Origin of the sequence: Kaistella gelatinilytica (genome assembly GCF_015679325.1) — a bacterium.
Classification (GTDB): Bacteria; Bacteroidota; Bacteroidia; order Flavobacteriales; family Weeksellaceae; genus Kaistella; species Kaistella gelatinilytica.
Genome location: NZ_JADPVI010000002.1, coordinates 154,810 through 176,110 on the forward strand (window position 1 = coordinate 154,810; position 21,301 = coordinate 176,110).

At 33.1% G+C, this 21,301-nt stretch carries 18 protein-coding genes; 8 read left to right on the forward strand and 10 right to left on the reverse strand.

Annotated features, from left to right (window positions below):
• Nucleotides 1-274: 274 nt before the first annotated feature.
• The 6 genes from IV494_RS08010 to IV494_RS08035 form a co-directional block, all read right to left on the reverse strand.
• A complete protein-coding gene (locus IV494_RS08010) occupies nucleotides 275-1,327 on the reverse strand; it encodes a diphosphomevalonate/mevalonate 3,5-bisphosphate decarboxylase family protein (protein WP_196079643.1) in 1,053 nt (350 codons plus the stop codon).
• Nucleotides 1,328-1,394: 67 nt separating this feature from the next.
• Nucleotides 1,395-3,158, reverse strand: coding sequence for an AMP-dependent synthetase/ligase (locus tag IV494_RS08015; protein ID WP_196079644.1), 1,764 nt, complete (start codon nucleotides 3,156-3,158; stop codon nucleotides 1,395-1,397).
• Nucleotide 3,159: 1 nt separating this feature from the next.
• A complete protein-coding gene (locus tag IV494_RS08020; RefSeq protein WP_196079645.1) occupies nucleotides 3,160-4,176 on the reverse strand; it encodes an NAD-dependent epimerase/dehydratase family protein in 1,017 nt (338 codons plus the stop codon).
• Between the two features lie 66 nt (nucleotides 4,177-4,242).
• Nucleotides 4,243-5,031, reverse strand: a complete 789-nt coding sequence (locus IV494_RS08025) for an alpha/beta fold hydrolase (protein ID WP_196079646.1) — start codon at nucleotides 5,029-5,031, stop codon at nucleotides 4,243-4,245.
• Between the two features lie 72 nt (nucleotides 5,032-5,103).
• A complete protein-coding gene (locus tag IV494_RS08030; protein WP_196079647.1) occupies nucleotides 5,104-5,823 on the reverse strand; it encodes a pyridoxine 5'-phosphate synthase in 720 nt (239 codons plus the stop codon).
• A 4-nt stretch (nucleotides 5,824-5,827) separates the two neighbouring features.
• Nucleotides 5,828-7,087 (reverse strand): mechanosensitive ion channel family protein, encoded by a 1,260-nt coding sequence (locus IV494_RS08035; RefSeq protein WP_196079648.1) that lies wholly within the window; start codon nucleotides 7,085-7,087, stop codon nucleotides 5,828-5,830.
• A 69-nt stretch (nucleotides 7,088-7,156) separates the two neighbouring features.
• On the opposite strand from IV494_RS08035, the gene IV494_RS08040 reads away from it, so the two are divergent.
• Both IV494_RS08040 and IV494_RS08045 read left to right on the forward strand, forming a co-directional pair.
• Nucleotides 7,157-7,648 carry a DUF456 domain-containing protein gene (locus IV494_RS08040; protein ID WP_196079649.1) on the forward strand — a complete coding sequence of 164 codons (492 nt, stop codon included), beginning with the start codon at nucleotides 7,157-7,159 and terminating at the stop codon, nucleotides 7,646-7,648.
• Nucleotides 7,649-7,651: 3 nt separating this feature from the next.
• Nucleotides 7,652-8,284, forward strand: a complete 633-nt coding sequence (locus IV494_RS08045) for a hypothetical protein (RefSeq protein WP_196079650.1) — start codon at nucleotides 7,652-7,654, stop codon at nucleotides 8,282-8,284.
• Here IV494_RS08045 and IV494_RS08050 read toward each other — a convergent pair.
• Both IV494_RS08050 and IV494_RS08055 read right to left on the reverse strand, forming a co-directional pair.
• A complete protein-coding gene (locus IV494_RS08050; RefSeq protein WP_196079651.1) occupies nucleotides 8,271-8,912 on the reverse strand; it encodes a uracil-DNA glycosylase in 642 nt (213 codons plus the stop codon). The genes IV494_RS08045 and IV494_RS08050 overlap by 14 nt on opposite strands.
• 35 nt (nucleotides 8,913-8,947) lie before the next feature.
• Nucleotides 8,948-9,454, reverse strand: a complete 507-nt coding sequence (locus IV494_RS08055; protein WP_196079652.1) for a GNAT family N-acetyltransferase — start codon at nucleotides 9,452-9,454, stop codon at nucleotides 8,948-8,950.
• 174 nt (nucleotides 9,455-9,628) lie between these two features.
• On the opposite strand from IV494_RS08055, the gene IV494_RS08060 reads away from it, so the two are divergent.
• The 6 genes from IV494_RS08060 to IV494_RS08085 all read left to right on the forward strand — a co-directional run bounded on the left by IV494_RS08060 (nucleotide 9,629) and on the right by IV494_RS08085 (nucleotide 16,902).
• Entirely contained in the window at nucleotides 9,629-11,779 is a 2,151-nt protein-coding gene (locus IV494_RS08060; RefSeq protein WP_196079653.1) for an endonuclease MutS2, read from the forward strand.
• A gap of 256 nt (nucleotides 11,780-12,035) precedes the next feature.
• On the forward strand, nucleotides 12,036-13,145 hold the full coding sequence (locus IV494_RS08065) for a hypothetical protein (RefSeq protein ID WP_196079654.1): 1,110 nt from the start codon (nucleotides 12,036-12,038) through the stop codon (nucleotides 13,143-13,145).
• 101 nt (nucleotides 13,146-13,246) lie between these two features.
• Nucleotides 13,247-13,555, forward strand: a complete 309-nt coding sequence (locus tag IV494_RS08070; protein ID WP_196079655.1) for a helix-turn-helix transcriptional regulator — start codon at nucleotides 13,247-13,249, stop codon at nucleotides 13,553-13,555.
• 251 nt (nucleotides 13,556-13,806) lie between these two features.
• A complete protein-coding gene (locus tag IV494_RS08075; protein WP_196079656.1) occupies nucleotides 13,807-15,357 on the forward strand; it encodes a hypothetical protein in 1,551 nt (516 codons plus the stop codon).
• Nucleotides 15,358-15,733: 376 nt separating this feature from the next.
• Complete coding sequence (locus tag IV494_RS08080) at nucleotides 15,734-16,276, forward strand: antirestriction protein ArdA (RefSeq protein ID WP_196079657.1); 543 nt, start codon at nucleotides 15,734-15,736, stop codon at nucleotides 16,274-16,276.
• Nucleotides 16,277-16,314: 38 nt separating this feature from the next.
• Nucleotides 16,315-16,902 carry a recombinase family protein gene (locus IV494_RS08085; RefSeq protein ID WP_196079658.1) on the forward strand — a complete coding sequence of 196 codons (588 nt, stop codon included), beginning with the start codon at nucleotides 16,315-16,317 and terminating at the stop codon, nucleotides 16,900-16,902.
• Between the two features lie 133 nt (nucleotides 16,903-17,035).
• On the opposite strand, the gene IV494_RS08090 is transcribed toward IV494_RS08085, so the two are convergent.
• Both IV494_RS08090 and IV494_RS08095 read right to left on the reverse strand, forming a co-directional pair.
• The gene (locus IV494_RS08090) at nucleotides 17,036-18,469 is read right to left on the reverse strand and encodes a restriction endonuclease subunit S (protein ID WP_196079659.1); all 1,434 of its coding nucleotides are present in this window, start codon (nucleotides 18,467-18,469) and stop codon (nucleotides 17,036-17,038) included.
• Nucleotides 18,460-21,195: a restriction endonuclease subunit M gene (locus IV494_RS08095; RefSeq protein ID WP_196079660.1), complete on the reverse strand. Its 2,736-nt coding sequence runs from the start codon at nucleotides 21,193-21,195 to the stop codon at nucleotides 18,460-18,462. Before IV494_RS08095 ends, IV494_RS08090 begins: the two co-directional genes overlap by 10 nt.
• Nucleotides 21,196-21,301: the final 106 nt, after the last annotated feature.

The following is a 21,301-nucleotide window of genomic DNA, read 5'->3' on the forward strand; positions in this document are numbered from 1 at the left end:
GATGATTGGGAAGATCAGGCTTAAAATAAGTTTTACAGCAAAACCGAAAGCAAAGATTGCTGACATAAAAACACTTACCGACATTCCTATCGCATCTTCTATATGATTTATCCGCTTACTGAAATAAAACATAAGAATTAAAAATAAAATTAGAAGGAAAAACTGCTCTTTACTTCTCCGAAAAATTTTCTTCTTAGGTATTTCATCTAAAACTCTAAACTTAGACAGTCTTTGAGTTTTTCTATAAGCAATTTTTTCTCTACAAAACTTCATTTCAAAACCTCATCACATCTTTTACAACGCCATTGTTTTGAGTATGCTGCACCAGTTCTTTGATGATGAATGATTTAATTTTATCTTCATCATTATTGCTCGGGAAAAGCAAGTGAACGTTTGCACCTGCATCTAAAGTAAAGAATAAAGGCAGATTTGTTTGTTTCCGGAATTCCCAGATTTTGTTGATCACGGCTAAAGTTCCTGTCTTCATCAAAATAAAAGCAGGTTCGCTCATCATCATCATTGCATGCAAAGTCAAGGCTTCATGTTCTACCAATTGGATAAAACTTTTCATATCGCCTGATTTCAAAATATCTTTTAACAAAGAAAAATTCTCGTGCGCTTCCTGAAATCTCTTTTCAGCATAAGGATTGGTATTCATCAAACCATGACCAACAGTAGAACTCACCGACTTTTCACCTTCGTGAATCAGTAAAACCCAGTCGTTGAAATTTTTGAATACAGAGTGAATTTCTTTTGCTGGATAGGGAACTGCAAAAAGATCAGAACTGTCAGAAACTTCTTTTGTTTCGCCCCAAACAACCAAACCGTCGTACAAACTCCTACACGCACTTCCACTTCCTAATCTGGCTAGAAAACTGGCTTTCTTCAATTTAGAATCCTCATCAGACTTTCCATTAAAAAGGTCATCAAAATCCATCAAACATTTTGCAATCGCGCCAAATCCAGAAGCTGAACTTGCAATCCCGGAACTGTGGGGAAAAGTATTTTCAGTCTTAATGATGTATCTTCCTTTTAAGATCCAGGGTAAATACTTTTCGATATTTCTGAAATATTTTTCAATTTTTTCACCAAATTTTACTTCTTCTTTTCCTGCTAAAAAAGTTTGAACAGAGAATTTCTTTTCCGCAAAAAATTCAATTTCCGTATTGGTTTTACATTGACTCAAAGTATAACTGATACTGGGATTTGCAGGAATTTGATTTTCATATTTCCCCCAATATTTAATTAAGGCAATATTTGAAGGGCAAGATTCTGAAACCTTTGCGTTTGTAATTTTGTAATGATCTGATCCAAAAAACTCTTCCATAAATAATATTTCTGTGTTGCCAATATCTATCGACTTAATAATTTTTTTTAAACTTCCTGATTTAGATTTAATGAGAATACATTTTATCAATTAAGTCTGCATATTTATTCAAAACCACATTTCTTTTTACTTTCAAAGTCGGTGTAATTTCCCCGCTGTTCACTTCAAATTCGGAAGGCATCAAAATAAATTTCTTCACCTTTTCAAATCCTGAAAGTCCTTTCTGAATTTCCTCAATTTTTTCCCGGTAAAATTCTTTTACTTTGTCTGAATTTACGATTTCCTCCCAATTGGTGAACGGAATATTCATCTTCGTTAACTGATCCGTCAAAGCTTCAAAATTAGGAATTATGACTGCGGTAACATAAGGTTTTCCTTCTGCAACGATCATCGCCTGATTGATAAAATTATTATCGGAAAGCATATTTTCGATCGGTTGCGGCGTAACATATTTTCCGTTCGAAGTTTTCATCAAATCTTTGATTCGGTCGGTGATAAAAAGATTTCCTTTCTCATCAAATCTTCCTGCATCACCAGTTTTAAACCAACCATCTTCGGTAAAGACTTCAGCGGTTTCAGTTGGTTTTTTGTAATACCCTTTCATAATTCCGCTTCCTTTAGCCAGAATTTCATCGTTCTCCCCAATTTTGATCTGAGTATCTCCAATTGGAATTCCGGCAGAACCATGTTCGAACTGATGAAACGGAAAACAAGTTAAGGTCGCGGTTGTTTCCGTCAAACCATAACCAACCGTAATATGAATTCCCAAAGCCTCAAAAAACCTCGTCACTTCCGCAGATACAGAAGCGCCGCCACACGGCATGAACCAAAGTCTTCCACCCATTTTTTTCTTAATTTTCTTAAAGACCAAAGCATTTGCAATTGTATTTTTAAGCATTAAGGAAATCGGTATATTTTTATCTAAACGTCGCAGATCTGCGACTTGACTTCCTGTTTCGATCGCCCAATTGAAAATTTTCTTTTTCTGGTCTGAACTGTTTTGTGCCATTTCATGAACGCCCGCATAAATCTTCTGATAAAACCTCGGAACCGCACACATCATCGTTGGTTTGATCTCTACCAAAGCATTTGCAATCAATTTGGTATTCTCTAGGAAATAAACTTTTGCACCACCGTGTAAAGCGAGCAAAGTCCAGCTGCGTTCGAAAACATGAGTTAAAGGCAAAAAAGCGAGCGACGTTTCATTCTCAAAGTTTTTAAACTTAAAAAATTCGAAATGTGCTTCGACCGATTTATGAAAATTTCCGTGCGTTAACATGACTCCTTTTGGAACACCTGTGGTTCCTGAAGTATAAATAATAGTTGCTAAATCATCATCGTCTTTCGGTACAATATCGAAATTTTCAGCAGCTGATTTAATGAAATTTTGATAATGTTGACTGCGATCTTTCTGTATCCTGATCAATCTTTTTGCAGCAATAATTTCAGTTAAATAAGAACTATTTTCTAAAATCCCGTAAGAAGCATCGTACTGTTCCTGATTACCAACAAGAATTATTTTGCATTCAGATTCATTCAAAATATACGCAGCCTGTTCCTGATTATTGGTAGAATAAATCGGCACTGTTACCGCGCCTAATGACAAAATAGCCAAATCAAAAACGATCCATTCTGCAGAATTATCGGCGTAAATAGCTACTTTATCATTTTCCAAAATCCCGGCTTTTCTTAAAGCATTGGCGGTTTTGAATACCATTCTCTGGAAATCTCCCCAATGAATTTCTGTCCAGCTGTCTCTCTTTTTAAAACCTATCGCGGCTTTCCGTGGAAATTTTTCGGCATTTGTATTTAAAAATTCTGCAGTATTCATATTATTTGGGGGAATTCTGGTGGTCTAAAATATAATTTTTTAAATGAAAGTCGATGCTTTCTGAAACTGGAATAAACTGATAATTCAATTTTTCCTTAATTTTTTTGTTGGAAAGAATATGATGCGAAGTTACCGCTTGAATATTGATTCTGTTGAGTAATCGTAAAGGTGGAATAAGCCAGCCCAATAATAGATTCAAAATGTAACCAACATTCAAAATAAATTTCGGAATTACTTTGGCTTTGCTCTTATCAAATTTATCGCGGATCAGATTGGCGACATCTACTAATTTTTTATTTTCTGAAATGAGTATAAATCTTTCGTCAAATATTTCTTTATTCATTAAAGTGATCGCAATATTGGCAACATCTCGAACATCCACGTAATTTGAACTTCCACTCATGGCGTAAGGAAACTTCTCGAATGTGCCGAAAATCTCTCCACTACTCGATTTCCAGTTTCCACTTCCGATAATAACTCCGGGATTAACGATTACGGTTTTTAAACCTTCAGCTGAAGCGCGCCAAACTTCCATTTCGGAAAAATGTTTGGATTTTGCGTATTTTGAATGATGAAGTTTCGGATTAAAATTAGAATCCTCAGTGACTTTTCCGTTTTCATCAGTTCCATCTAAAACGGCAACTGAACTTACAAAACAAAACTTTTTCACACTTGAATTCTCACAGGCATAAAGAAGATTTCGCGTCCCAACAATGTTAGAACGATACATTTCTTTACGATCATCCGGATGAAAACTTACTTTTGCTGCACAGTGATAAACTTCTTCAACATTAATTAAAGCGGTTTTCAAAGAATCGATATCATCAAAATCGACGTTGGTCCATTCTATTTGATTAAAAAACTCTTCAGAATTTTCGGTGTAAAATTGAAATGAATGTTTGACATCTTCAATATCACTCGATTTTCTTTTTGTTGCGCGCACCTTTTTCCCTTGTTTCAGTAGATCTAAAACAATGACTCTTCCGAGAATTCCTGTTGCGCCCGTAACTAAAATCATAATTTTCTGAGTGGTGAAAAGTGAACGATGAACGGTGATTTTTTCACCTTAATTATATAAAACTTTTTAGTCAATATCTGTTTGAGAAAGAAAATCTTTAACAAGTTCATTGAAATCTTTCGGATTTTCTGCCTGCACCCAATGTCCGGCATTTTTTATAGTCACAATGGAAGAATTGGGAAATTGCTGCTTGATCTGAAACTCATCCTGAGGTAAAATATAATTAGAATTCGCACCGGAAATAAATAAAGTTTTTCCCGTGAATACACCGTATTTTATAGCGTTTGAAACAAATTCAGCATACTTTTCAGAAAGCGTTTTCAGATTAAATCGCCACGCCAGTTTTTTCTCTTCGGTCCAGTAAAGATTTTTGGTCAAAAACTGAATCACCGATTTCTCCGGAATGTATTGGTGAAGAACTTCTTCAGCTTCCTGTCTTGTATTAATTTTATTAAAATCGACACTTTCCAAAGCTTTCAAAATTCCTTGATGATGCGGCGGATAAGCTTTTGGTGAAATATCGACTACAATTAATTTCTCAAGTTTTAAAGGATATTTTATTGCGAATTGCATCACGGCTTTTCCGCCGAGAGAATGTCCTAATAAATTGCATTTATCGATTTTATGGAATTCCATGTAATGCAAAATATCGTGGGCCAGATCATCATGCGACATTTCCGGCGAATGAAAACTCTTGCCGTGATTTCTTAAATCAATTAAATGCACGGGAAAAAATTCGCCCATTTCTTTACCGAAACTTCCCCAGTTATCTAGCATTCCAAACAAGCCGTGAAATACTAAAAGCGGTGTTTCGGGTTGATCTTCTCCGTATATTTTTGAGTGTAGAATTTGCATCAATAAAAATTAAAGTTCAAAATTAATGTAATTTTCGGCGAAAGCCTATTAATATTAGATTGTCTAAATTATTTACCATTTTGCCAAACGCTTCAAATAGGCTTGAACCGTATTTTCCATTCCCATATACAAAGCTTCAGAAATCAAGGCATGACCAATTGAAACCTCTAATAAATTCGGAATATTATCGGCGAAATATTTTAAATTTTCTAAACTTAAATCGTGACCGGCATTAATACCAAGACCATATTTCTGAGCTTCCAACGCGGTTTCGATATAAGGTTTGATGGAGTCTTCTTTGTTTTTCGAATAATTGCTTGCGTAAGCTTCGGTGTAAAGTTCAATTCTATCAGTTCCAGTTTCGGCGGCAAATTTCACCATTTCAGGATTTGGATCTAAAAAAATTGAAGTTCGAATTCCGGCGTTTTTAAATTCAGCGATCACATTTTTTAAAAACCCTAAATTCTTCTCGCAATCCCAACCAGCATTCGAAGTAATGGCATCTTCACCATCCGGAACCAAAGTCACCTGCTCTGGTTTCACTTCCAAAACCATGTCGATAAATGGTCGGTGCGGATTTCCTTCAATATTAAATTCGGTGTGCACCAAAGGTTTTAGATCATAAACATCTTTTCGGGTAATGTGTCTTTCATCAGGTCTTGGATGAATGGTAATTCCTTGCGCGCCAAATTCCTGCAACTTAATCGCAGCTTCTGTCACACTCGGTAATTCGGCACCTCTCGCATTTCGAATGGTTGCAATTTTATTGATATTTACGCTGAGTTTTGTCATTTTATTACATTTTATTAAACTGCATTATTTCTAAATCAAATTCCTTCGAAGAAACCAAAAGATGATCAAAAATATCGGCTAAAATTATTTCATATTTACCCCACTCAGAATCATTGGTAAAACAGTAAATTTCGAGCGGCATTCCTTGCGGTGTATTTTCCAGCTGTCGAACCATCACGGTTCCGCTTTGGTCGATATGTTCACTTTTTTTCAAGTAATTAAAGGCATATTCGCGGAAAACTCCAATGTTTGTTAATTGTCGGCCATTGATGACGAGTTCTGAATTTTCTATAGATTCTCTTTCCTTGATAATTTCTTCTTTCTTGGTGGTCAAATAATCTTTAATTAAATTAATTTTTGACAGGCGGTTTACCTCTTCAAGATTTAAAAATTTAAAGGAATTGATATTAAAGATGATGGATCTTTTAATTCGTCGCGTATTACTTTCAGACATCACCTGAAGATTTTTGATTTCGGTTGTCAGTAAATCATAGGTCGGAATCGTAGAAATTGTTTTATCAAAATTCTGAATTTTAGTGGTCAAAAGATTCAGATCTTCAATGGTTCCTTCCAAATTATATTTTGGAATTCCGATCCAGTCTCCTACTTTTAAATTCTTGGAAGTCGCGACATGAATTCCCGTCACAAATCCGAGAATGGTGTCCCGAAAAACCAAAACCATCACTGCCGTAATTGCTCCCAAACTTCCAACGATCGCAGAACCGCTTATTCCGAAAATCACACAGATCGCAATGACTGCCGAAACAAAAATTCCAAAAATTTTCACCGTTTGCGAAACTGCATTTAAAGCGATGATCTTGTAGTAGTCTTGTTTGATGATGAAATAATTCCGGAAAGCGCTTAAACTGCGGTAAAGCATTCCTGCTACGAAAAAAACGATGGCTAAATAAATCATTCTTTCCAGAAAAACAAAACTTTTCGGATGTCTGTAAAAGATTGATTCCAAGGCATAACTGCCAAATGACAAAGCCATTAAATGCGAAAATGAATTCGTGATTCTTGACTGATAAATCGATTTCAGCACCGGATATTTATCCTTTGCAAAAAAAAGTTTGAAAATGGTATTGATCAATAATTTGAAAAGAAAATCGATCAAATAAATAATCGCCACGAAAAAAGCAAATTTAAGGAGAATCTGCAGTAATAAAACCCAGCTATCAGGAATATTATCGCGCACAAAAAAGTGAATATAATCACTTATGTTCTGCAAAAAATCTTTGGTATCTTTCAGTTCGTTGTTCATCCACGCAAAAATAAGAATTCTGTTTGTCTTTCCCCGATTTATACCTACTTTTAACAAAATTAATCACGAATGGATCATCCCTTAATTATTTTAGTAAGTGTCATTTTACTCGTTGCAGGAATTTTGGGAACTTTTCTACCTGTTCTTCCCGGATTATTGTTGAGTCTTTGCGGATTATTAATTTATAAATTTGGAACAGACACGCCATTATCAATAATTTATATCTGGATTTTTGTAGTTCTAACGGCGCTTTCTGTTGTTTTAAATTATGTCATCCCGGCAAGAACAAATCGAAAATACGGCGGAACACGTTGGGGAAGCGTTGGTTCTGTTGTTGGAACTTTAGTAGGAATGTTTTTTATTCCTATCCCTTTTGGTTTTCTGATCGGAATGTTTTTAGGGGTTTTCGTTGGCGAATTACTGCATGACGCAAATGATAAGAAAAAAGCATGGAATTCAACAAAAGGGGCTTTTATCGGCTTTCTTTATGGAACAGGCTTCAACTTCATTGTTGGTTTGGCAATGTTTTTGGTTGTTTTGATAGATATCTTTAAAAATTAAATTATGGTACATCGAATAATTATTTCCACTTTCGGATTTTTGGCTTTGGCAACTTGTAAAAACCAAACTATTTCCCAGGATTCAAATACCTCAGAAAAAACTGAGATTTCAACAACTACTCCTGCTTCAACTCCAAAATCTACTCCAGTGAAAACTTCAAATAACAGTGAACCTGAAATGTCCACAGGAATGCCACCCGATAAAGCTGCGGTAAAACAAGCTGAAAAAGAAGCCAGTGCCAAAGTTTCCCAAAGCGGCGTAATTTATTTGAAAGAAGGGGAAAATAAATTTTTGAAAGAATATGAAATGAATGTTACTTTCAAAAAAATGCTGGAAGACAGCCGTTGTCCGGAAGGAGTAAACTGTATTTGGGCCGGAGTTGCGACCGCCGAAGTTGAAGTAATGGGTTTGGCGACACGACCAGTGATCATAAAAATAAGTACGATGGATGATGCAAGTAGAGGTTATGCAGATTCACAGGATTTTAACGGTTATCAAATCTCTTTATCCGACGTTGCGCCAAATACCACATCCGATCGAGGATTCAAAGCAATGCAGGGACAATACAAAATCGGAATTAAAATTAAAAAGCTTGCACCCGGACAAACTTCCTCAAATAGTCCTACCACGAAATAGGTTCAATTTTTTTAGATTTTAAATAGCCATTGATCTGAGAAAAAGGTTTGCTCCCATAAAATCCACGATACACAGAAAAAGGTGATGGATGGGCAGATTTAACGATAAAATGTTTAGAGGAATTAATCAGTTCCTCTTTTTTCTGTGCAAATGCGCCCCATAAAACAAAAACGACATCTTCTTTTTTATCGGAAATTTCTTTAATGATGACATCGGTAAATTTCTCCCAACCCAGATCTTTATGAGAATTTGGTGAATGAGCTTTTACGGTCAACGTTGCATTTAAAAGCAAAACTCCCTGTTCGGCCCAATCATCCAATTCTTTTTTGGTTCTTTCAATCCCTAAATCATCCTGTAATTCTTTAAAAATATTTTTCAGGGAAGGCGGAGTCGCAACATTTTCAGAAACAGAAAAGCACAATCCATTTGCCTGAAAATCATTATGATAAGGATCCTGCCCGATGATCACGACTTTTATTTGGTCAAATGGCGTTAATTCCAAAGCACGAAAGATCTGTTTTTTTGGGGGAAAACATTTTTCAGAAGCATATTCTTCTTTTACCTTTTGCCAAAGATTTTCAAAATATTCGGTTTCCTTTATTGGGGCAAGAATTTCAGTCCAGGTCATTTGTTGATGTTGTGATTTATTGATGTGATCATGAATCAAACTGCATTTAATTCAAAAATAATATTTTCCGGAAACTTTTCATCGCTGCGATTTTCATTTAAAACAAATTTTGATTTCTGAAGCAGTTTTATAGAATTCAAATTATTTTTATTGGTAAAAGCTTCGATTTTATTTAAATTTAAATCATTGAAACCATAATTTAATATAAAGTTGACCGCTTCTGACATAATTCCTTTGCCGTGATATTCGGGCAATAATTCATAACCCAATTCTGCCGTTTTTCGATCTTCAGAAAATTTCCAGAGACAGATCGTTCCCAGCAACTTCGGATTATTCTGAGTAGAAATTCCCAGAAAAACTATTTCGTTATTGGCCGACTTCCTTTTAATATTGAGAATGAATTCTAAAGCTTCAAAAGAATCCTTGGGTGGATTTCTCTGGAGAAACCGGTTAATTTCTATATTGCTTCGAATGCCTAAAATCTCCACGGAATCATGCTCAGTCACCGTTCTTAAAATTAATCTTTCGGTCGAAAATATCATGGCTCAAAGATAGAATTTTGAAATTTCATAACCGTTTCTATTTCAAAATAAACCTATTTTATTTCCGCAAAAAAGTTCAAACAAACTTCAGAAATTAATTCAACCCTGCAAAGTTCATCATTGCAATAGATTAAAACTTTTGTAAGTGTTGGTTTAAAATAATTAAATTTGCGTGTGCATATACAAAAAGATGATTTAGACGAACTCGAATTTCCAGAATTACTCGCGGAAATTTCCCCTTTTGCTTTCTCCAAAAAAACCGCAGAAAAAATTTCACAGCTTCGTCCTGTTGCGATTGAAGAAGCCGAACTTTCCTTAAAAAAAGTAGCCGAATTTCTTTCAAGTTTTGAAAGTGATAACGCCATTCCCTTTAATGAATACGATGATATTGAAGAGGAATTGAAATTGATGATCATTGAAAACTTTCGGTTAGACAATGCTGCTTTTCTGAAAATTAAAAGTTTAACGGAACAGATCTTTCGGCTGCAAAAGTTTTATCCCAATTTTGAAGAGCAATTCCCTCATTTACTCCTAGATGTAAAAGATCTGGAATACCGGAAAGAAATCATCGACCGAATTGACAAAGTTTTTAATAAATATGGAGAAGTTAAAAGTGAAGCCTCTCCGATTCTTCGGAAATTGAGAAGTGATATTTCTCACGCAAGAAAAGCCATTCAGGAAAATTTTAATAAAAGTTTAACTGGACTGAGCAACACTGAATATCTGGACGCAATACGAGAAAGTATCATTGATGATCAGCGGGTTTTGGCTGTGAAATCGGCATACAAAAAAAGAGTTGCGGGACGGGTTTTAGGACTTTCAAAAACGGGTTCTATCACTTACATTCAGCCGGAATCTGTTGTGAGGCATCAGTTTAAACTTCGGGAAGATATTGAAGAAGAAAAAAAAGAAGTCGATAAAATTTTAAGAGTATTGACCGCAGAAATCGCTGAATTTCAACCTCAACTTTCAGAGTATCAAACCTATATTTTTGATTTAGACTTAACGAGAGCCAAAGCAAAATTTGCCCAAAAAATCAACGGCGTTCTCCCGAAGATCAACCGTCACAAAACCATGCGTTTGGTGCAGGCTTTTCACCCTTTATTGTGGTTGAGAAATCAGGCAGAAAAAAAGAAAATTTTCTCCCAGAGTTTGACTTTTACGGAACACAACAGGATCATTTGTATTTCGGGACCAAATGCAGGTGGGAAATCGATCACTTTAAAAACGGTAGGATTGCTTCAACTGATGATTCAGACCGGAATTCTGGTTCCAGTTCATCCGAAATCTGAGATGTTTTTCTTTGACCATTTGATGACCGATATCGGAGACAATCAATCTATTGAAAATCAACTTTCGACCTATTCATCCCGTTTGAAGAAAATGTCGAAAATCATTAAAGAAGCCGATGCAAACACGCTTTTATTGATTGATGAATTTGGAACTGGCTCTGATCCGGAATTAGGTGGCGCTTTAGCAGAAGCTTTTCTGGAATTTTTCTATGACAAAAAAAGTTTCGCGATCATTACGACGCATTACACGAACATTAAACTCGTTATCGAACAACTTCCGAATGCGCAAAATGCAGCCATGCTTTTTGATGAAAACTCTCTGGAACCACTCTATAAATTAGAAGTCGGACAAGCTGGAAGTTCTTTTACATTTGAAGTAGCGGAGAAAAATAAAATCCCCGCTTTCATTATTAGAAGTGCAAAAAAGAAAGTTGAACACGATATTTTAAACCTGGACAAAACCATTGTAAAACTGCAGCAGGAAAAATTTGAGGTCGAGAAAATAAAAACCGATTTAGCAGAAAAACGAGATTCCACACAAGAGAGAAAAGAAAATCTGGAGAAGCTTAATGAACAACTGCAGCAGAAACTCTTTAATTTTCAAAAGCTTTACGAAGACGAACACCGTAAATTGCAATTCGGAAATAAAGTGGAAACCTTCATCGAGGCTTATGTCAAAGGGAAATCCCGCAAATTAGTAGTCGGAGATTTTGTAAAAATACTGGAGCAGGAAAAATTCAGAAGAGTCGGTGCTGATAAAGATGAAAATAAAAAACTGCTTATCGTAAAGCGCAAAATTACACAGCAACTCAGAAAAGTAGATGTACAGGAAAAAATCGTAGAAACCCACGAGAAATTAGAAGACAAGCGCCAAAAAGAGCGCGCGGTCTGGATGAAGATCGGTCAGAGAGTAAGAATTCCGGGTTCCACAAGTGTTGGTACGATTGAAAAAATTGAAAAGAACGGCAAAGTCTCGGTGAATTACGGTACTTTTAAAACGCAGATTAGTGGCGATGAACTCGAACGGATTTAAATTGATGTCAGATAACGAGTTTTTCACACGATTTTAAATTCATAAAAATTTAAAAAACAGAACAAAAAAAAGCGTCTAGTTGTGAAACTAAACGCTTTATCGATTTAAAAAAGTGGTCTCTCCAGGAATCTCCTTTAATGATGATTTTCAGCAACTTAAATATAAATCATATAGCGAAAGGGACAAATTAGGGACAGTTCCATCAACATTGTATCTTTTTTCCCGATATTTGTTTAACCCTCTTATGTTCTGATTTATGATTACAAAAATAAATAAATTTTTTGTGTTTTTGGATGATTTAAGATCTTTATTCTTAAACCAATTTAAAAATAATTCTGAAAATGAAGAAGCTTTTATTGAAGAAATAAAATTGTTTTACTTAACATATAAAGATTTATTTCCATTTGATATAAAATCTGCCTTTGAGCTTGTCCGTCTAGAATATGACGTTGATAAAACAAAATCAATCTTTTGGGACAAATTAAAAGATTCATATCATAATTATGAAGCTTTTATTGAAATGGATTATACTTTTCTGAAAAGTAATTTATATGATATTTCTGACCTTAATCAGAGATTATTTAATCATACTAAAGTACTTTCCGCAAATTATTATTTTTTGTTAGCGCATGATTACTATTTTCATTTTGGCAAATCTAAATCTAGAGAAACTACTTCAATTTCTGTCTATTTATTTAATTACTATCATGAAAATCTAACAAAATTTGATGAATTAGAAAATGAAAAAAAAATACAAATTCTGAAAGATCATTATCAATACCAGTACGAAAAAATTGAACTTGAAACACGGCAAAAGTATACTGAATACGACATATCTTTAGAGATTATTGAACCACAATATATTGATGGTGACACTTTCAATTTTGAATTGGAAAAACTTAACAAACAATATATTTCACAATTGGTGTTACTGAAAGATTATAAAAAAAATATCAAATTATTTTCAAGAGGTTTAAAATTTGAGTTTCCTGAATTTGTTCAACACTCAATTGTTAGAATTACATTTAATTTCCCGCAGGAAGTCTATGATTGTCTTGAGTTATATCTTTCAAGTATTTCTTTTAGAAATAATTTGAAACAACTAATTTTTGGCGAAATAGACAATTCATTAACAAAAATACGTCTCAACTGTCAGTCAAATTCATTATCTCATTTCTTTGGTATATTAAGAGAAAAAGGAATCACCTCAATTACCAATCCACAAGAAATTGCTGAATGGATCGTTCAAAACTTTCAATATAAAAAAGCTGGTGATTATAAAAATTTCACAGTTAGTTCAGTCACCACATGGCTAAAACCTAATAAGCATTTGCCAGATTCTGAACGTATTAAAAATTCTTTTTGACCCATTTCCATCTTATCCCTAATTAATCTCTAATTAATCCCACTGATTGAATTTCAGTGGGATTTTCACAAACTTTGTATCATAATTTAAACAAAAAAGTTATGAAAAAAGAATTATTAGAAATTATGGCAAAAATATTAGTTGCCGATTCGTCTGAAAAGAGGACGAATGAAAAAATGGATTTAATACTTTCCAAGTTAGAAATCATGGAAAATGTCACCTCAAATCCTTTAACAAGTGAAGAACATTTACTGATAAGTGAGGTTTGCAAACTCACAAGAAAAAGTAGGGTCACTATTTGGAAATGGAACAAAACAGGCATTTTAAAACCTATAGGTAAATCAGGTAAAAATCCCATCTATTTAAAAAGTGACGTTCTAAATCATCTTTATAGTTCATGTGTTGTTTAATAATACCAAAAATCAAAATTATGAATAAATCCACTATCGAGTGGTCTCCAGCAACTTGGAATCCACCAACTATTTAGAAACCCCTTGTATTTTAGATACCAATTACGGTAAGTTTCCATTTGATTGGGACTAGTTTTTAATTAAATCACCAGAGACTTCTTCTCCTGATTTCATAAATCCACATTTTACAACTTAAAATAATAGCACGAATGAATATGTGTGGTGATTCTTAGTGCAAAAAAACAAAAAAAATGAAATTAAAACATTTAAATAATGCGAACCTAAAATTTAATGGTCGCACGCTAAAAGCACAATCAGTGTTTGTCAAAGAGCTTAATTGGAAGGTTATCCTTCCTACCAAAGTGGTAAATTTTTTGGCTGCCAAAATAGAAGAAATGAAACCTTTCAAAAATTTTAGGGGCGAGATAGCTTTATACTTCTTATCATTGATTTCCAGTGTACCTGCTAGAAAAAAAGATGCGAACTATTTTAAAGGGTTCGTCCCTTTGAGTTCAAAAATTATGGAGAAAATAAAGTATAATTACAAAGACTATTGGGATTACTTCTTGTCGATAGGGATTATTGAAAAATTAAATTACAGCACAAACCAAAAAAAATCAAATTCATTTCGGTACAATTACAAAAATATCAAAATGCAAGGATCAGATTACCTAAATTTTGAAACTTTCGATTTCTCAAAGCTTAAAGAAAATACACTAAAATATAACTCAATTAACCTAGAAGCACAAACCACTTGCAGACATTTGCTTGAATGGTTTGATCACGGTTTACATTTGGATTTTCCGCAGTTTTTAAACGAATCTAGTAAAAACTTTAAAATAAATAAATTTGATGATCCAAGAGATTCAGAAAATAAATTAATGGAGGCAAGATCATTTTATTACAGTGGTTACGACTTTCATTTGCAAAATTGGAGAGCTACTAGAAACATAGAATCCGATAATAGACTTCATACGAACTTGACAAATTTAGATAAGGATATTCGAAAATATGTTAGATATCAGGGTGAAGAAATCAAGAGTTTGGACATAAAAAATTCGCAACCATATTTCTTGATTTTGTTTATAGAAGAAACCCTAAATTATAGTAAAGAGGGAAAGTATAAGAATGAAAGATTGGAAGTAATAATGAGAAATATTTATGGTAATAAGAGTACAATGTTCGAGAGATTATCACAATGTGCTAATAATGAATTATTTATGAAGGAATTTGAGGTAATTAAGGGCTCTATTCTATCAGGTCAATATTATGAATTTTTAGGTAATGTTTTTGAAGATACTTTACCAAGTTATATCGATACAAATGGGATCGAAATCTATCAGGATAAATTTTTTTGTAAGAATTCTGGAAAATTAAAAACTTTAAGATTTTCTGGTAAAAGAAACTTGATGAAAAAAGTATCGATGCAGCTTCTATATACTCCGTTGAGTAAGCCATCAAAATATTACGAAGCATTCAAAACTAAATTTCCAATGATGTGTAAATTTATGGAAATATTGAAAACATCCTCTGAGGAAATAGATAGTTATAAAAAGTTTCCAAAACTTTTGCAACATTTCGAAGCAGACTGCGTATTAGATTTTGTTACAAAGAAAATTTCAGTAAAACATCCTGAGATGCCTTTGTTTACAATACATGATTCTATAGCAACTACATGGTTTTGGTTCGATCTATTAGAGATTGAAGTTCAGAATCTTCTACTTGAATATTCCAATGGCATACCGCCGATTTCTGAAAGTGAAATTTGGCAAAGTGAAATTCCTTATGAGAATGTAGCGTAGTTTATAGTACCCCGAGATATCTCTGGGTATTTTTTTTATATATCTTCTTCCAATACCTACCAACCCGAATCGGCACGGCATCACGAATGTTTTTTTCGACTACCCCCATCTAAATTCTAATAAACTTAAAAAAATTCGGTTGACTTTTTACGGTTTTCAAATATCATTTTTAGATTATAGTTTTAATGTAGTACGTTAAGATTCAGATAAATCAGCATGTTATTTACATTGTTGATGTATTATTGGAAATCATCCTAATTTTAGTACAGTTTGGTCTGATTGCTGCAAAGTATAGTCAATGAAAAACCCCACCGATACGTGAATATCAGATGGGGCAAGTGTAAAAAATCCTAACGTTAATTAAAACTTTGTTACAATGGCAAATGTACATCTTTCTTTGGATGAAATCCAAATCTATGTCGGAACCTACAGAAAATACTCAGAAGGTTCTATTTTCGGCAAATGGCTGAAATTATCTGATTATTCAGATTTTCATGAATTGCAAACTGCAATGCGGGAACTTCACCAAGGTGAAGAAGAACCCGAATTTATGTTCCAGGATTATGAAAATAGTGCTCTACTTGAGCAGATCGGATTAATTTCTGAATGTTTTATTTCCCCACAAATTTATGAAGTCATTGAAAAAATTAAATCATCTGATTACAGTTTGGAGGTGATTGAATCTTTTGTTGACTGCTTCGGAATTTATGACAGTCTTGATGATGTTTTGGAAAAAATCGAACAATCCTATAACGGAGAATTTGATTCTGATGAAGATTTTGTCGAAAATCTGTTGATTGATACCGTATCTATTCCATCTGACCTTCCTTCCTACGTTTACATTGATTGGACAAAAACAGCAAGAGACGTTATGATGGATTACTCAGCAAGCAACAATTATTATTTTAGAAATATTTAAAATTAATGCACCCTGCAAATTGTGGGGTGCTTTTTACTATGAAAGCAAGATATATCCGAGTTTCAACAGGAAACCAAAATACAGCAAGACAGGAAGCGAAAAAATCCCTTGATGAAAAAGTTTTCATTGATGTTGTGAGTGGATCGATTCCATTTAATAAACGAGAACAGGGAAAGCAACTCATGAAAGAAATTGATTTTGGTTTAATAGATTATGTTTCAGTAAGCTCTATTGATCGTTTAGGAAGAAACCTCTATGATATTCTAACAACGTTAGAGAACTTTAAGAGTAGTCAGATAATTCTGAAAGTTGATAATTTAGGAATTGAAAGTCGAATAAACGGTAAAGAAAATCAAGCATTTAAATTGATAATATCTGTGATGGCTAATATTGCAGAAATGGAAAAAGAAGTAATTTCAGAACGTCAAAAAGAAGGTATTGCAATAGCAAAAGCAAAAGGAGTTTATAAAGGCAGAGAGCTAGGTTCTAAGGAATCTGGTACTGTCTTCTTAGCGAAATATAAAGAGGTTGTTAAAAGCCTTAAAAAGGGCAATAGCATAAGAGATACTGCTAAGATTTGTAGGGTAAGCATTGGGACTGTGCAAAAAGTTAAAAGCATGCTTTAAAAATCAAAAATTTCACAATTTAATATCTGCAATTTAATTAGTCATATTTATTTTAAAAATATGGGATTATAAATAGTTTCTTTTTCTAGTTTTCGGGTTAACTCTCAAACGTATTAAAAAATTACTGTACATTTTAGATCTGTTCGTTTTTTATAGCATCTTCAATTATTTTGTTTATTGCTTGTTGTTTTTCTTGAATTTTTCGATCGATTTCTTTTTGCGAATCAAGTTGAGTTTTAATAGCTTCAACTATTATCACTTGTTGTTCTTTACTTGGAATAGGGATTCGAAAATTTAAAAGTTCAGCAGAAGAAACTTTAACCATTGTCTGGTTTTTACCTTTTGCTACATATTTGAAATATAGCCTACCAATAAATGAGTTAAAAAGGAAAGCTAAATATTTTTTATCAACTTTTGATTCATCAAACTCAAGTTTAATGTAGAGGTCAGGGTAAATTATATCCTCTTCAATTTCTTCTTCAACAATTGAGGCAAGAGCAACCAAGTCAACGGTATTTCCTCTACTTACAAAGAAATCTCCTTTTTTGATTAAAAAATCTTCAATGTTATTTCTAGTTTGTTCAGTTGATTTTGAAGGTTCAATTTTCAATATTATATTTGAGCTAAAATGTTCTTGACCTAATACTTGGACTCCTTCGCCTCCTTCTACAGACAAAGGACTCCAACCATTTTTAGTTGATTGAATAAATGTGCCGAGAGTTTCTATACAATCAATTTTAGAATAAATAATATCTTGTATATACTGCATCTTATTCCAACGAAAACTTCCTCTCAATCCTGCATTGTAATTACTAACATTGCTTAATGGTATTGATAACATTTTCGTTTTATCAATCTTTTGTACTTCAGCGAGGTTTATTTTATAGTGAGAAGAAAAAACGTCATTGAGTATATCTAATGTACTCTTTCTATTAACCTTTAATTCTAAAATCTCTCTATTACAAGGTTGAATTTTTTTTAATAGGACAGTTTCATTTTTAATTAATACATCAACAAATGTTTTTGGAAATCGAATTGCTTTGATGTCATCCTCTTTTAGTGTTGGATAACCTTTTCCTTGGCGAGAAACTGCATTTAATAGATTTATAAATTTACTTCTTATTGCAATGTGAAGTAGCTCAGCATTAATTTTGGGTCTAATTTGAATAAATGCTTTTGTGAAGTATATATCCTCAGATTTTACTAAAACATTTTTATTAAGATATGGACGGATTTTTGATATAAGAATATCACCTTTTTTTGGTTTTATAATATCACCCTTTTCAATCTTTTTATATAAGCTTTCGTTTTCTTCCTGTCTGTCTTCAAAAAACAGTTGTACTGGCATAACTTCACCTAATTTGTTTACATTTCCTATTTCTGCATATTTAAATGAATCAAGTTGGTCAATATTCACTTTTTCATAAGGAACAAAGTCAAATAAGTTTCGATAAGTATAAAAGTCTTGGTTACTACTTACAAAGGAAGTAATATACTTATAATCGTAACGTAAACTCTCCTCTGAGCGAAAATCTGAAAGTCTCTTTCTTATAACATTTACTCCCATATTACTTCTTTTCGAATGTTATCTAATATGGTTTTCAATTCAGTTCTACGAAGAACAATATCATCACTTTTATAACGAGATAGTAAACCATTTTTAAAATGATTAATCAAAACCGTATCTGTTCTTTCAATAAATTTTTCTTTCAATTTATCGCTTTCATAATAGGTATCAAAAATTTTAATTACTTGGGCTTTCTCATTTTCAATATTGTTAATTTTCTCAATTTGAACTCCGATATCCTTATTTAGTTTTTCAAATTTCTTTTTTAGTGCTTCTGTTATAGTTTCTTTCTTCTCAAGCGATTCAAGATCATTTCTACTTTCAGTCAAAAGTTCGTTTAAAATTTTAATATTCTTATCATAAGAATTAATAATTACTTTTGTATCTAAACTTTTAGGTGCATATTCTAAATCAAATAAGTCATTCGGCATAGGGTTTTCACCTCGTTTAGTCCGTTTATAGCCTACATTTTCAGCTTCTGCCATGAAAATATCATAGTCTATATCTTTAGCAACTTCTCCAAAAACCCACCAAGCGTTATAGAATCCGAAAACATCTGTTTCCTTCTCAAATTTAGAAATACTGTTAATTTCTTCACTATATTTTTCTAAAAGTGGTTTAAGTTCTAAATCAGCATCTTCAGGAGTCAGATAATCTTTTAAATAGCGTCGAATTTTACTTTTGATGTTGTCAATTTTTTCGTTTTCAATATCTTCGATGACATCTTTTGCCCATTTTTTATTAAGTTTCTCTCCTTTAACAAAATATTTTACGTAATCAGTTACTCTCGTCTTTAACAAGCTCCATTCTTTTCCGTATTTTTCCCACAAATTATTCCACAGCTCAACCTGATTTTTAGTTTTCTTTTGGGCAAAAAGCAAACTGGTTTTAGTTGATGTAAAAGGCTCAAAAGTTAATTGAGGTAAACTTACAATCGCTTTAACATTGAAATATTTAAACAGGAATAAGCGGATGTACTTATTTTCAGTCGTATCAAAAACACTTTCGGGAAGCACAACACCTAATCTGCCACCTTCTTTCAATAGCTGGTAGTACCGTTCTAAAAATAAGTTTTCAGAATTCTTTTTATCTCCAAAAATAAAAGCATTTTTCACTTCTCTTTGGGTTTGTGTATCTAAGTCAACGCTAAAGGGTGGATTGCTTATAGCTACATCAAACTTGGCATTAACTTCTTTATTGTTGTAGAGTTTTTCAGCTGTAGCAGTTTCTAAATAATTAGGTGATGTTTCTTTGACATAAAAACGAAATGGAAGTAAACCGTCTTTAACAAAAATATTGGTTGAACCATCACCGTGTAAAATCATATTCACTTTAGAGGCTGTGCCTAAGTCAAAATTAATTTCAGAACCATATAAGTAATTTCTTGCCCACTTGTTCTCTTGGTAGTCTGGTTTGAACAACTCTTCAAAACGCCACTTGACGTCTTTACTTGTTTTAATCTTCTCAAACTGCTTATATTTAACTTCCTTCGTTATTAGTTTCATTGCTTCAACCAAATATGTTCCGCTTCCTGCTGAGGGGTCAATTATTAATGGCAAATGTTTATCATTGTTAAGTCGGTCAATTGCCAGTTTGTCTAATTGTAAAGCATACAGCAAAAAATTAACTATTGGAGTTGGTGTAAAGAATTGACCTTTATTTTGTTTAAAACCATCTCTCGTTATACTTTCAAAAAAGTCACCTAAAATATCTTTGCCGTCCAAAGAACTACGACCTTCTAAAAATGAGAAATTTTCTAATGTTTGTACCGTATATATTAGTTTATTTAAAGGAAATTTATTTCGGTTGATGATGTTGTCATCATCAATTTTTTGTTGTTCTGAAACATTTAATTGTTCCTTTAATGCACGTTTGTATAGTTGGTTGATTCTATCATACACTTTTTCAGAGCTTTCAACGTTGCTTCCATACTGATAAATTTGAAAATCATACTCTTCTTCGTCCTGCTTTTCGTATTCATCTTGGATTTTGGCGAGAATTATATTTACAAGTGAATAAAATATTTCACTATCATTTGTTCCACCACCGCCCCAAAGTACGTTATGTAAATTTCTCCCTAAACCTTCAATTTCTCCCCGATTAATTTTAGTTCGTAAATCGTGCTTTTCGTGTCCTTTTATTAAAGGTTGTTTCTTAGGTTCACCGTAACCTGCGGTTAATTCTGTAGCAATAGAAATAAATCCGTCATTTTCCCAGTCGGTGTAATTTCGATACTTTTCAAAGTCAATTATAATTGCCTTGTCTAGTATTCCTTCTTCTTGAAGGTCGGATGTGTAGTAAACCAGATATTTCACTTTAGTTTTATAGTCTTTTTCTTCTGCTTGTGCTAAAGAAAAAAGTTGTCCTTCAATTTGGGATTTATCTTTCTCAAATTTATCAGGTGCCTTTGCTTCAATAAAAAAGAAAGGATTACCTTTATCGTCCTTGAGAAGAATATCAATTCTAGGTGAAAGTTTACCGTGTCCTGCTTTTACAGAATATTCTTTTTCAATTTCTATGTTGTCAGGCTTGTAGTCAAGTTGATTTACTAATCGGTCAATAAGAAATGCTCTCACAATTTCTTCATCACCTGTCAACGATTTTAAAGCTCTCCCTAGTTTTATTTTTTCTGAATATTGAACAGTTGCTTTATCAATGTTTATTCTGGCAACATTGTTTTTTTGTTCATATAATCGCTGTTCAATTTGTTGTTTCCAATCCTTCATCCTATAATTTCTAAAAATATCTAATTTTCAAATTCACTTTTTTATTTTCGTTATTCCCATGTTGAATTTGGGAAAAATAACGCAGTTGCGTTTAATTTAAACATTT